Source organism: Phenylobacterium sp. (assembly GCF_044358365.1).
Classification (GTDB): domain Bacteria; phylum Pseudomonadota; class Alphaproteobacteria; order Caulobacterales; family Caulobacteraceae; genus Phenylobacterium.
In genome coordinates this window covers 37,328-48,265 of sequence record NZ_JBIKNZ010000022.1, presented here as the reverse complement: position 1 = coordinate 48,265, position 10,938 = coordinate 37,328, and the positions used below count along the sequence as shown (strand labels likewise).

Below are 10,938 nucleotides of genomic sequence, written 5' to 3'. Positions count from 1 at the left end.
TGACCGCGATCTTGCGGCACGGCCATCAAGGCTCCCCAGCCAGGCCATGACCCCGTAGACAACCATAGACCAAGGTCAGTCCAACAACGAACCTGAGGCAACCGTGAAACCAATTAGACAACACTTTCGGCATTGATGGGCCGGGGCAGGTCATAGATCGGTCCGGAAACCCGTTCGTCCGACAGCAAGGCCACAAGCCCTTCAACGTGAGTCAGGTCTGCGCGCGCCCGTCCATCGCCCAGCGTCGTAACATCCGCCGTGCGCACGGCCTGACGGATCGCCTCGACCTCTTCCGCCGAAACCTCGAGCACGGTTTTTGGAGGCATGCTCATGACGCGGCCAGGGTCTCCAGCGCCTCACCGTCAAGACGGCGGACCGTCCACTCGGTTTTCGCCGAGGCGCCCAGGCTGTCGTAGAAGGCGATAGAGGGCGCATTCCAGTTCAGCACGGCCCACTCCAGCCGCCCGAGATCGGCGTCGATGCAGCGCTGCGCCAGCCGCCGCAGCAGGGCCTTGCCCGCCCCGACGCCGCGCGCCTCCGTGCGCACGAACAGGTCTTCCAGATAGATGCCCGCGCGCCCCCGGAAGGTGGAGTAGTTGTAAAACCACAGGGCAAAGCCCACGGGCTGGCCCTCGTACTCGGCGATCTCGCAGAAGCAGCGAGGGTTCTCACCGAACAGATCGCGGCGGATATCGGCCTCGCTCGCCTCCACCTCGTGGAGCAGGCGTTCGTATTCTGCCAGTTCGCGGATGAACTGATGGATCAGCGGGACGTCGGCGATAGTCGCAACCCGGACGACCACGGGGCTTTGAACCGTACTCATCACCGCCTCAAAGCCGGACACCCGTGGTCTCTTCGCTTAGGGCCCAAAGGCGGTGGGCCGCCTCAGGATCAACAGCATAGGGCATAACCCCTTCGAAGGGGCTCTCCTGGGACCAGGGCAGAGCCTGGGCGCAGTTTTCCAGATAAAGCCCGCCTACTTCTTCCAGTTCCAGCCCCACTGCCGCCCATACGCTGGTGGCGGCGCCTTGCTCGGTGGACTTGAAACGCTCGTTGATCTTGCCGGCCTCGTCAATCCAGCCCATGGCGATCATCTCTTCCCGGGGCAGGTGCCGTTGCAACGGCGTCATGATGCCACCCGGCATCACCGAATTGGCGTTGACGCCCAGGTCGGCGAACCGCTGATTGAAGCCCACCGCGAACAGGGCGTTGGCGGTCTTGGCCTGACCGTAGGACTCCCACTTATCGTAGGGCCGATTGCGATAGTGCGGGTCATCAAAATTCACCGGACTGCGACGGTGGCCGATGGACGACAGCGACACCACGCGACTGGCGCGATCGGCCTCGGAGCCGTTCATCAGGGCCCGGGCCAGCAGGGTCGTCAGCACAAAGTGGCCGAAGTGGTTCGTGCCGATCTGCATCTCCAGATCCTGGGCCGTATAGGTCTGCGGACAGGCCATGACGGCAGCATTGTTGATCAGGGCGCTCAGCGGTTTGTCGCCCCAGGCGCTGGCGAAGGCGGCAACAGTGGGCAGGTCCGACAGATCCAGGAGGCCTACCGATACCCGTCCGCCGGCCGTCGTGTTGATGTCTGCGGCCGCTATCGCACCGGCCTCGGCATTGCGCACGGCGATGGTGACGTCGGCGCCGGCTTCGGCCAGGGCACGGGCGGTTTCCACGCCCAGGCCGGATGCTCCGCCCGTCACGATCATGGTCTGCCCCGATAGGTCATGACCTTTGACGACGTCGCGGGCGGTCGACCTGGCTCCGAAGGGCGAGGTGATGCGGTCGGTCATGCTGGTGTCTCCCCAAGTCTCTGGCTGAGCGTCTTAGGCGGTCGCGCGGTACCAGTCGACGCCCGAGGCGTCACGCTCGCGCACGGCCTGGCCGCGGGCGATCAGGCAGTTGAGGTGCGCCAGGCTCTCGCCCGTCGCCAGCCCCAGCAGATTCTGATCGATCTTGCGCCGGAACAGCACCGAAAAGACGTCGACCACCCGCCGGGGTTCTGACAGCAGCGCGGCCAGGCGCTCCAGCCCCCGCTCATGGCCGCTGATCAGGTGATCGATACGCGCGTGCAGGCCGTGGAATGGCTCGTTGTGCGCCGGCAGAACCAGGACATCATCCGGCACCCTGGTCTTGATGCGCGCCAGGGAGGTCAGCCAGTCGGTGAGCGGATCACCATCGGGCTCGGTCGGGAATACCGACACATTGGAGGAAATCTTCGGCAGCACCTGGTCACCCGAAATCATCAGTTTCAGGTCCGGGCAATAGAGGCAGGCATGCTCCGGGCTGTGGCCGGAGCCAACCACCACGCGCCAGACATGATCGCCTATCCGGATCTCGTCGTCGTCGCTCAGACGGCGGAAGCTGTCCGGCAGGGCGTGCAATCCCCGGCCGAACCCGCCGAACCGGGCCCGATAGTTCTCAAGCGCGTCCTCGTCCCAACCGGCCCCCTGGAAAAAGCGCAGGGCATCCTCCGGCGCCTCACGTCCTGTGTCCGCCGCGAGGGACCGGCAGGTGATGTACTCCAGCCGGGTGATCCAGAGGGCAGCGTCGAACTTGCGCGTCAGATAACCCGACATGCCGATGTGGTCGGGATGCATGTGCGTGACAAACACCCGCGTCACCGGCTTGCCCTCCAGCGGGCCCTTCAGCACGGCGCGCCAGCCGTTGCGGGTCTCGACCCCGCCAATGCCGGTGTCGACGATGGCCCAGCCGTCGCCCTCGGCGATCGCCCAGACGTTGATGAACGCCAGCGCTCCGCCCAGCGGCATCCGCATCCACTTAACGCCCGGCGCGATATCCACCGCCTCGCCTGTCCCGGGCGACGCCTCCAGCGGATAGGTCAGTTTCGGCCTGTGGCTTTCCCACGCCGCCGCCTCTTCAATCCCGTCCCGCAAAGCCCTGGGCTCCCCTGTTTTCGACCCCCATTATCGGACTTCGACGCAGATAAGGGCAAACGCCAATGCGCGCGCAGTTGATTAACGCCGCGTCGCAAGCTCTATGACGGCGAAGAAAAATACTGGAGGAGACGGTCATGGCCACCCTGGAACGCCGGATAAATGCGATGCTGGCGGCCCGCCTCGACCCGATCCTGGACGCCGCGCTTGCCGCAACCAAGATCGTCGGCGCTGTGGCGCTGGTGGCCCGCGGCGGCGCTTTGGCCTACGCCCGCGCCGCCGGCCAGGCCGACCGAGAGGCCGGTCGGGCGATGACGCTGGACACCATCTTCCGAGCCTCGTCGCTGACCAAGCCCATTGTCACCGCCGCCGCCCTCAGCCTGGTGGAAAGCGAGGTGATCGGTCTGGATGATCCGGTGATCCGTTGGCTGCCGGATTTTCAGCCCGCATTCCAGGGACAGGTCCCGACGATCACACTGCGCCACCTTCTGACGCACACGGCGGGTCTTTCCTACGGCTTCATGCAGCCAGCGGACGGCCCCTATCTGAAGCTTGGCGTCTCCGACGGCATGGACCAGCCCGGCCTGGGCTTCCCTGAGGAACTCCGGCGGATCAGCAGCGCCGGCCTGATGTTCCCGCCCGGCGCCGCCTGGCTCTATTCGGTCGGCATGGATGTGATGGGGGCCGTGATGGAGGCCGCCACCAGTCGCACCCTGCCCGAGGTGGTGGCCGAACGCGTCACCAGCAAGGTCGGCATGGCCGATACCGGCTTCTCTGTCACAGACCGCGGGAGGCTGGCGACAGCCTATGCCGATGGCGCGCCGCCGGTGAAGATGGGGACCAGTCACACCGTGCCCTTCGCCGAACTTTCGGGCATCCAGTTCGCCCCGGACCGGATTTTCGACCCGGCGTCATTTCCCTCCGGCGGCGCAGGTATGGCCTGTTCGGCGCCCGACATGCTGGCCTTCCTGGAGGCGATCCGCACCGGCGGCGGCGCAGTGGTCTCGGCGGAAACCGCCCAGGACATGATGACCAACCAGACCGGAACCCACGCCATCGTCACCAGCGGCCCCGGCTGGGGTTTCGGCTTTGGCGGCGCGGTAATGCTGGACCCGGAACCTACCGCCTCGCACCTGCCCGCCGGGGCCTGGACCTGGGCAGGTGTCTATGGCCACAGCTGGTTCGTCGACCCGGCCAGCGAGACCACTTTCGTTCTGATGACCAACACCTCCACCGAAGGCATGAGCGGCCAGACTTCCCGCGATCTGGCGGCCGCCGTAATGGCAGGTTGAGCGCGCCGCTTGTGTTCGTCCGGGCCGAAGTGGAATAACCCCGCACCAGGGGGAAACATCAGATGCAGAAACTTGCCGCCACGCTCGTCGCGCTCGCCATCGCCGCGCCCGCCGCGGCCCAGACCCCGCAGCCGGGCGAAGCCGCATTCCGCAGCCTCTACAAGGAGCTGGTCGAGACCAACACCACCTTCTCGGCCGGCGACTGCACCTTGGCCGCCCAGCGGATGGCTGCACGCCTGAAGACGGCGGGTTTCCCTGACAGTGACCTGACTGTATTCACCCCGCCCGGCCGGCCCAAGGACGGCGGCCTCGTCGCGGTCTATCCGGGCAAGGATCCCAAGGCGAAGGCGATCCTGCTGCTGGCCCACATCGACGTTGTGGAGGCGACAGGGGAAGACTGGACGAGGGATCCCTTCACGCTCGTCGAGGAGGGCGGCTACTTCTATGCGCGTGGATCCTCGGACGACAAGGCGCAGGCCGCGATCTTCACCGACCTGCTGATCCGGTTCCGTCAGGAAGGCTTCAAGGGTCGCCGCCCCATCAAGCTGGCGCTCACCTGCGGCGAGGAAGGCGGCGGGCATGTGAATGGCGCGGCCTGGCTGGTCGCCAACAAGCGCGATCTGATCGACGCGGCTTTCGCACTGAACGAGGGCGCCGGCGTCAATCTTGACGGGTCCGGCAAGCCGGTGGCGCACACCGTGCTGGCCGGCGAGAAGTCCAGCACGTCGTACAAGCTTGAGGTCACCAACCCCGGCGGACACTCCTCGCGTCCGGTGCCGGACAACGCCATCTATCACCTGGCCCGCGCCATCGACCGGATCTCGGCCTACAGCTTCCCGGTGATGCTGAACGAGACGACCCGCAGCTACTTCACCCAGATGGCGGCGATCTCCGGTGGTGAGGCGGGAGCCGCCATGACCGCCATCGTGGCAAACCCGGCCGACGCCTGGGCCGCGACGATCCTGCGCAGGGACCCCAGCGTCAACGCCATGCTGGGCACTACCTGCGTGGCCACCCTGCTTCAGGCCGGCCATGCGCCGAACGCCCTGCCCCAACGCGCCAACGCCACCATCAACTGCCGGATCTTCCCCGGCGTATCCGGCGAAGAGGTACGAGACGCCCTGATCAAGGTGATCGACAATCCGGCGGTGTCAGTCTCGACGGCCCAGGGGCGTCCGGGGGCAGCCGACGCTGGCCCCCCGCTCACATCACGGGTGATGGGACCGATCCGCCAGGTCTCGCAATCCATGTGGCCGGGAGTACCGGTGATCCCGTTCCTGCTGGCCGCCGGCACCGACGGCAAGGCGCTGATCGCCGGCGGCATTCCCACCTATGGCGTCTCGGGCATCGCCTATGAGCCGGATCAGGGCCACATCCATGGCCTGAACGAGCGCATCGGCGTGAAGTCGCTCTTTGATGCGCGGGAATTCAGCTATCGGCTGGTGAAGATCTACGCCTCCCGGAAGGATTGATCCGGCCCATGCGCATCTGGATCGCGGCGGCCCATGACGTGGCCCACCTCAACGGTGGCTGGGCGTTCGTTCGCGCTGGCACGGAGGTTCATGGCGTGGCCGGCGGGGATCGCCGCACCACCCGGGCCCGGACGGCGCTGAGCGGGTTTGCGGCGGCATTGAAGGATGTAGCGGCGGGCGAGGCCCTCTCGGTTGTGGCCCCGCGACCCGACGCCCTGATCCTTCAGACCCTGCTGAAACCTCCGGCTGACCCGCCGACCGACGACCTCGACCTGCGGGCTATGCTCGCCAAGGCCCTGACCGGGCGTGCCTGGACGCTCTCGGTCGGTGATCCGGACGCCATCACGCCTTATGGCTTTGCCGTCGCCTGGGCCAACATGGCGTCAGAGAAGGCCAAGACGGGCGGCGCCTTCTCTGCGGCGATTCCGAAGACAAACCTGGCGAAGGTGAGGGGTCTGTAGGGTGCGGCAGTCGGCCGGACCTTCCACCCGAAAGGTTTGTTATTCATTTTGCGGCATCCTTGCTTTTCCTGGCCCTGTCAGGGTCGCCGAGGAACGAGACCGCCGATGAGCCGGATCATCGCCGCGAGGCACGCAAGCGATCACTTCGAGCCGGACGACAACGTCGATCCGAAGCTCCAGCGCCAGCTGCGCGGGCATCTGGAACAGATCGACTACACAGCCTATTCCGCCAACCGCAAGGTGCTGAACGCCACGCTGTCCAGCGTGGATACTGCCCAACTTCAGAGCCTGGCCTCGGCGACCGCGCTGGCGCGGACGCGCTGGGTGGCGGCGGGGCTGGCATTGGCCGAGGCTGAACCCTATCCCACGCCCGGCCAGATCACGGCGCTGGCCGAACTCCGCAAAGCCTATGAGGAACTGGCCGGGGTCTATGATGGACTGCGCCGAATGGTGGAGCGGGGCTATCTGGCCTACGCCGGGCCCGAAACGGCCTGATCGGTCCGCTCAGGACAGTTCGTTCATCCAGACCCGCAGCGCCCGCAGGAACGGCAGGGCCTCGCGGAACTCCTTCTGGGTGAAGCCCTCCCGCAGCTTTTCCACCTTGGGCCGGATCGCTGCCATTGAGCGGGCGTAGGCCTCACGTCCGCCGGCGGTCAACCGGACACGCTTCTTGCGGCGATCTGTTTCGCAGGCCTCCACAGAGATCAGTTGCGTGGCTTCAAGCCGCTGCAGGGTGTTGGTGATGGCGCCGGGCGTCATCTTCAGGGCTGTGGAGATCATCGCAGGCGTCAGATCCTCGCGACGTCGGGCGATCAGGTTCAGCACTTCATACTGCGGGTAGGTCAGGCCCACCGGCAAGCTGCGGGTGATCGACATCCGCACGCCGTGCTCGATCAGGCTGATCTCGTCAAATACCTGGACCTCGGGATGGTCCTCAATAACCGCCGCCATGCGCCCTCCGCCGAATCCTCTGCTTGGGACACCTGATAATTCGTCATCGAACGAAATAATTCAATGTCGAATGTTTAGCGCGACACGACCTCAAGGGCGTCCTTCAGACCCTGCCCCGCCAGCGCGTCAGCACGCTCATTGTGCTCGTGGCCGGCGTGGCCCTTGACCCAGCGCCACTGCACATTGTGACGCGACCGCGCTTCGTCAAGACGCCGCCAGAGGTCGTCGTTCTTCACTGGCTTGTTGTCCGCCGTTCGCCAACCCCGGCGCTTCCAGTTGTGGATCCACTCCGAGATACCCTTCATGACATACTGGCTGTCGGTATGCAGCTCGACCTGGCAGGGGCGGGTCAGGGTTTCCAGCGCCTGGATGGCGGCCATCAGCTCCATGCGATTGTTGGTGGTGTCGGGCTCACCGCCGCAAATTTCCTTCGTTTTTTCGCCAAACATGAGGATGGCGCCCCAACCGCCCGGCCCTGGATTCCCCGAACAGGCGCCGTCAGTGTAGATCACCACGCCCGGGGTCATGCGCCGTTCCCGAACAGCACCAGATCCGGAGACGACCGGTGCACCGCCAGCTTGCGTTCATATTCCAGCGGGTCCTTGGGCCGCACCAGGGCGCCAGCGGGCGTCGTGCCCCAGTCGTACAATCGCGTCAGGAAGAACCGCATCGCCGCCCCATGCGCCAGGATCGGCAGCGCCCTGCGCTCTGCGTCGCTCAGGGGCCGGCGGCTTTCATAGCCGCTCAGCAGCGCCCGCGCAGAGGTGATGTTGAAGCTGCCGTCCGGCTCGAAACACCAGGCGTTCAGCGCCACCGCTACGTCATAGGCCAGCGCATCATTGCAGGCGAAATAGAAGTCGAAGGCTGCGGCGAACTTGCCCCCCTGAAAGAAGACATTGTCCGGGAAATAGTCCGCGTGGATCACGCCCTGCGGCAGATCCGCTGGCCAGCGCGCGGCCAACAGCGCCAGATCGGCCTCAATGGTGGCGGCCAGACCTGGTTTCAGTCCCTCCGCAGCGTCCCTGAGCGGCGCGAACAGTCCAGCCCATACCGCGTGTCCCAGATCATTTTCGCGGTGCATGGGGAAGCCGGCGCCGGCCAGGTGCAACGCCGCCAGGCTCTCGCCGGCTTCGCGACAGTGGGCCACGCCGGGCCGGCGCACTGAAAGGCCCAGCAGATAGGACACCAGCGCGCAGGGCTTGCCGCGCATGGTCTTGAGCATTCTGTCCTGCCGGTCGACGATCGGTGTGGCGCAGGGAAACCCGTGCTCGGACAGCCAGCGCGTCAGCCCGAGGAAATAGGGCAGGTCCTCGGCCTGGACGCCACGCTCGTAGACCGTCAGGAAATAGCGCCCCGTCTCGGTCTCCAGCAGGAAGTTGGAGTTCTGGATCCCCTCGACAATCCCCTTGAACGACAGGGCAGCGCCCAGATCGTAATCGGCCAGCAGGCCCGCCAGATCCTCGTCGGTGATGTCCGTATAAACCGCCATGGTTTCCGATGGGCGAGGCCGCCGCGCCGGTCAAGGGTCTGGTCAAGCAGGCTGGACTCCGGGCCACCGCTCCGCACAGACTAGGCACGCATCGGAGACCCCATGGATCTATCTTACAGTCAGGAGCACGAAGCCTTCCGGAGCGAGGTGGTCGCCTTCCTGCGCGAACATGCTGATGCCGCGCCCCGTGCCGGCAAGGGCGACGCCAAGGCATGGCAGAAGCTGCTCATCGCGCACGGCTATGCGGCCAGGACGATTCCTCGTGGCTACGGTGGCTATGGCGCAGAGCCGGACATCCTTAAGTCGCGCATCATCGCCGAGGAGTTCGCGCGCGCCCAGACGTCGCCCGGCATGGGCGGCCAGGGGATATCGATGCTGGTCCCCACTCTGCTGGAGATGGGATCGGAAGATCAGAAGCGGCAGTTCATCGGTCCGACCCTCAGTGGTGATCTGCTGTGGTGCCAGGGATACTCTGAGCCTGACGCCGGCAGCGATCTGGCCAGCCTGCGCACCAAGGCGGTGCTCGACGGCGACGACTGGGTCGTAAGCGGCCAAAAAATCTGGACGAGCACGGCGCACCTCGCTGACTGGATTTTCTGTCTGGTGCGGACCGAGCCGGAGGCAGCGAAACATGAGGGGATCAGTTTCCTGCTGTTCTCCATGAAGACGCCCGGGATCGAGGTCCGGCCGCTGGTGGACATGACCGGCGTGGCCAACTTCAACGAGGTCTTTTTCACAGACGTACGCGTGCCGAAGCACCAGATCGTCGGGCGACGCGGCGAAGGCTGGAAGGTGGCCAACGCGATCCTCAAGCATGAGCGCGGGTCGCTGGCTGACCCCAACACCATGCTGTCGCGGCTGAACACACTCAGCGAGCTGATGAAAACGGAGACGGTGGACGGCCGCCGGGCTATCGATGACCCGATGTTCCGCGACCGGCTGATGCAGGTCCACGGTCGAGTGCTGGCCATGCGGTGCAACGATCTGCGCCTGCTTTCGGCGGCGGTTAACAACACCCCGGCCAGCCTGGCGGGCATGGTGGTCAAACTTCAGGGCACAGAACTGCGGCATGAACTCGAGGCGCTGGCCATCGATGTGATGGGGGAGTTCGGCCTGCTCTATACAGGCTCGCCGCAGCTACGGACGCAGGGAAGCTGGCAGCGCGACTACATGTTCTTCCTGGGGCTGATCATCGGCGGCGGCACCTCGCAGATCCAGAAAAACATCATCGCCGAGCGCGGGCTGGGAATGCCCCGCGAGCCCAAGACCGTCAGCACCTGAGGCCGCCCCATGCAATTCGATCTCTCCGATGAACAGGCCATGCTGCAGGACACCGTTCACCGGTTCCTGGCCGAGGCGGGCGGGCTTGAGCGCGCGCGCGCGTTTGCCGCCGGGGGCGAAGCCCGGGCAGTCGATCTGGCCACGGGCCTGGCCCAGCTGGGGGTCACCGGGTTGCTTGTCGCCGAGGAATATGGCGGCAGCGGCCTCACGCTACTAGACGCTGCCCTTGTGGCCGAGGTGCTTGGCCGGCATGTCGCGCCGACGGCCTTTGTCGGCGCGGCGGTTCTGGCGCCGATGGCCCTCCAGCGTGCGGGCAGCCCCGGCCAGCGCGACCACTGGCTGCCCCGTCTGGCGGCGGGCACGGTCACGGCGGGGGTCGCCCTGTCGGAACACGCCGGCGCCCGCGAGGATGCCGGCGTCGAAGCCCGGGACGGACGCCTCCATGGCCGCGCCCTGTTCGTGATCGACCATGAAGCCGACATCTATGTGATTGCTGACCGGCTTGGCGGGTTGCATCTGATCGCCGCCGATGCGGCGGGACTGACCCGGACACGCCTCAACACCATCGACGTGACGCGGCCCACCGGCGAGCTACGCCTCGACGGCGTCGCCGCCGAGCCTCTGGAAGGCGCCAGCCCGGCGCTCATCCGCGACCTGATCGACGCTGGACGTGTGATGTACGCCGCCGACACCCTGGGTGCGGCGCAGGAGATGCTGGACCGTGCGGTGGCCTATGCCGCAGATCGAAAGCAGTTTGGTCGCCCGATCGGATCATTCCAGGCGGTGAAGCACATGTGCGCCGAGATGGCGGCGGGGCTGGAACCGTGCCGCGCGCTGGTCTGGTATGCCGGCCACGCGTTGGGCGCCCTGCCCGACGAAGCCTCACTTACCGCCTGTCACGCCAAGGCGCATCTGGCCGAGGTTGGCACGATGGTGGCGCGCACAGCCACCGAGGTGCATGGCGGCATGGGATTCACCGACCTGGTGGGCTTGCACTACTGGTTCAAACGAATCGGCTTCAATCGCCAGATGCTGGGAGGGCCACAGCGGGTGCGGGAGGAAGCGGCGCAGATGGTGTTGTCGGGCTGATGA

The 10,938-nt window shown here is 66.0% G+C and carries 13 protein-coding genes; 6 read left to right on the top strand and 7 right to left on the bottom strand.

The window, feature by feature from the left end:
* Window positions 1-113: 113 nt before the first annotated feature.
* Genes ACIQ3B_RS08435 through ACIQ3B_RS08420 form a run of 4 tightly spaced genes read right to left on the bottom strand, consistent with a single transcriptional unit; the run spans window position 114 to window position 2,900 of the window.
* Complete coding sequence (locus ACIQ3B_RS08435) at window positions 114-332, bottom strand: hypothetical protein (protein ID WP_397401520.1); 219 nt, start codon at window positions 330-332, stop codon at window positions 114-116.
* Window positions 329-823: a GNAT family N-acetyltransferase gene (locus ACIQ3B_RS08430; RefSeq protein ID WP_397401521.1), complete on the bottom strand. Its 495-nt coding sequence runs from the start codon at window positions 821-823 to the stop codon at window positions 329-331. Before ACIQ3B_RS08430 ends, ACIQ3B_RS08435 begins: the two co-directional genes overlap by 4 nt.
* A 7-nt stretch (window positions 824-830) precedes the next feature.
* Window positions 831-1,796 carry an oxidoreductase gene (locus ACIQ3B_RS08425; RefSeq protein WP_397401519.1) on the bottom strand — a complete coding sequence of 322 codons (966 nt, stop codon included), beginning with the start codon at window positions 1,794-1,796 and terminating at the stop codon, window positions 831-833.
* 33 nt (window positions 1,797-1,829) lie between these two features.
* A complete protein-coding gene (locus ACIQ3B_RS08420; RefSeq protein WP_397401518.1) occupies window positions 1,830-2,900 on the bottom strand; it encodes an MBL fold metallo-hydrolase in 1,071 nt (356 codons plus the stop codon).
* Between the two features lie 137 nt (window positions 2,901-3,037).
* Between ACIQ3B_RS08420 and ACIQ3B_RS08415 the strand changes: the two genes are divergently transcribed.
* The 4 genes from ACIQ3B_RS08415 (at window position 3,038) to ACIQ3B_RS08400 (ending at window position 6,620) form a co-directional block, all read left to right on the top strand.
* Window positions 3,038-4,192 carry a serine hydrolase domain-containing protein gene (locus ACIQ3B_RS08415; RefSeq protein ID WP_397401517.1) on the top strand — a complete coding sequence of 385 codons (1,155 nt, stop codon included), beginning with the start codon at window positions 3,038-3,040 and terminating at the stop codon, window positions 4,190-4,192.
* Between the two features lie 62 nt (window positions 4,193-4,254).
* Window positions 4,255-5,664, top strand: a complete 1,410-nt coding sequence (locus ACIQ3B_RS08410) for a M20/M25/M40 family metallo-hydrolase (RefSeq protein WP_397401516.1) — start codon at window positions 4,255-4,257, stop codon at window positions 5,662-5,664.
* Window positions 5,665-5,672: 8 nt separating this feature from the next.
* Window positions 5,673-6,125: a hypothetical protein gene (locus ACIQ3B_RS08405; RefSeq protein ID WP_397401515.1), complete on the top strand. Its 453-nt coding sequence runs from the start codon at window positions 5,673-5,675 to the stop codon at window positions 6,123-6,125.
* Window positions 6,126-6,230: 105 nt separating this feature from the next.
* Window positions 6,231-6,620 carry a hypothetical protein gene (locus ACIQ3B_RS08400; RefSeq protein ID WP_397401513.1) on the top strand — a complete coding sequence of 130 codons (390 nt, stop codon included), beginning with the start codon at window positions 6,231-6,233 and terminating at the stop codon, window positions 6,618-6,620.
* 9 nt (window positions 6,621-6,629) lie between these two features.
* Here the strand turns inward: ACIQ3B_RS08400 and ACIQ3B_RS08395 are convergent, their stop codons facing one another.
* The 3 genes from ACIQ3B_RS08395 to thrB all read right to left on the bottom strand — a co-directional run bounded on the left by ACIQ3B_RS08395 (window position 6,630) and on the right by thrB (window position 8,565).
* Complete coding sequence (locus tag ACIQ3B_RS08395) at window positions 6,630-7,076, bottom strand: MarR family winged helix-turn-helix transcriptional regulator (protein ID WP_397401511.1); 447 nt, start codon at window positions 7,074-7,076, stop codon at window positions 6,630-6,632.
* A 74-nt stretch (window positions 7,077-7,150) separates the two neighbouring features.
* Entirely contained in the window at window positions 7,151-7,603 is a 453-nt protein-coding gene (gene rnhA, locus ACIQ3B_RS08390) for a ribonuclease HI (protein WP_397401510.1), read from the bottom strand.
* A complete protein-coding gene (thrB, locus tag ACIQ3B_RS08385; protein WP_397401508.1) occupies window positions 7,600-8,565 on the bottom strand; it encodes a homoserine kinase in 966 nt (321 codons plus the stop codon). Before thrB ends, rnhA begins: the two co-directional genes overlap by 4 nt.
* A gap of 102 nt (window positions 8,566-8,667) precedes the next feature.
* Between thrB and ACIQ3B_RS08380 the strand changes: the two genes are divergently transcribed.
* A complete protein-coding gene (locus tag ACIQ3B_RS08380; protein WP_397401507.1) occupies window positions 8,668-9,846 on the top strand; it encodes an acyl-CoA dehydrogenase family protein in 1,179 nt (392 codons plus the stop codon).
* Window positions 9,847-9,855: 9 nt separating this feature from the next.
* Window positions 9,856-10,935: an acyl-CoA dehydrogenase family protein gene (locus ACIQ3B_RS08375; protein WP_397401505.1), complete on the top strand. Its 1,080-nt coding sequence runs from the start codon at window positions 9,856-9,858 to the stop codon at window positions 10,933-10,935.
* Window positions 10,936-10,938: the final 3 nt, after the last annotated feature.

Bases quoted from the DNA above. Each gene is read 5' to 3' on its own strand.
- ACIQ3B_RS08435 (WP_397401520.1), bottom strand. From the start codon at position 332: ATGAGCATGCCTCCAAAAACCGTGCTCGAGGTTTCGGCGGAAGAGGTC.
- ACIQ3B_RS08430 (WP_397401521.1), bottom strand. From the start codon at position 823: ATGAGTACGGTTCAAAGCCCCGTGGTCGTCCGGGTTGCGACTATCGCC.
- ACIQ3B_RS08425 (WP_397401519.1), bottom strand. From the start codon at position 1,796: ATGACCGACCGCATCACCTCGCCCTTCGGAGCCAGGTCGACCGCCCGC.
- ACIQ3B_RS08415 (WP_397401517.1), top strand. From the start codon at position 3,038: ATGGCCACCCTGGAACGCCGGATAAATGCGATGCTGGCGGCCCGCCTC.
- ACIQ3B_RS08410 (WP_397401516.1), top strand. From the start codon at position 4,255: ATGCAGAAACTTGCCGCCACGCTCGTCGCGCTCGCCATCGCCGCGCCC.
- ACIQ3B_RS08405 (WP_397401515.1), top strand. From the start codon at position 5,673: ATGCGCATCTGGATCGCGGCGGCCCATGACGTGGCCCACCTCAACGGT.
- ACIQ3B_RS08400 (WP_397401513.1), top strand. From the start codon at position 6,231: ATGAGCCGGATCATCGCCGCGAGGCACGCAAGCGATCACTTCGAGCCG.
- ACIQ3B_RS08395 (WP_397401511.1), bottom strand. From the start codon at position 7,076: ATGGCGGCGGTTATTGAGGACCATCCCGAGGTCCAGGTATTTGACGAG.
- rnhA (WP_397401510.1), bottom strand. From the start codon at position 7,603: ATGACCCCGGGCGTGGTGATCTACACTGACGGCGCCTGTTCGGGGAAT.
- thrB (WP_397401508.1), bottom strand. From the start codon at position 8,565: ATGGCGGTTTATACGGACATCACCGACGAGGATCTGGCGGGCCTGCTG.
- ACIQ3B_RS08380 (WP_397401507.1), top strand. From the start codon at position 8,668: ATGGATCTATCTTACAGTCAGGAGCACGAAGCCTTCCGGAGCGAGGTG.
- ACIQ3B_RS08375 (WP_397401505.1), top strand. From the start codon at position 9,856: ATGCAATTCGATCTCTCCGATGAACAGGCCATGCTGCAGGACACCGTT.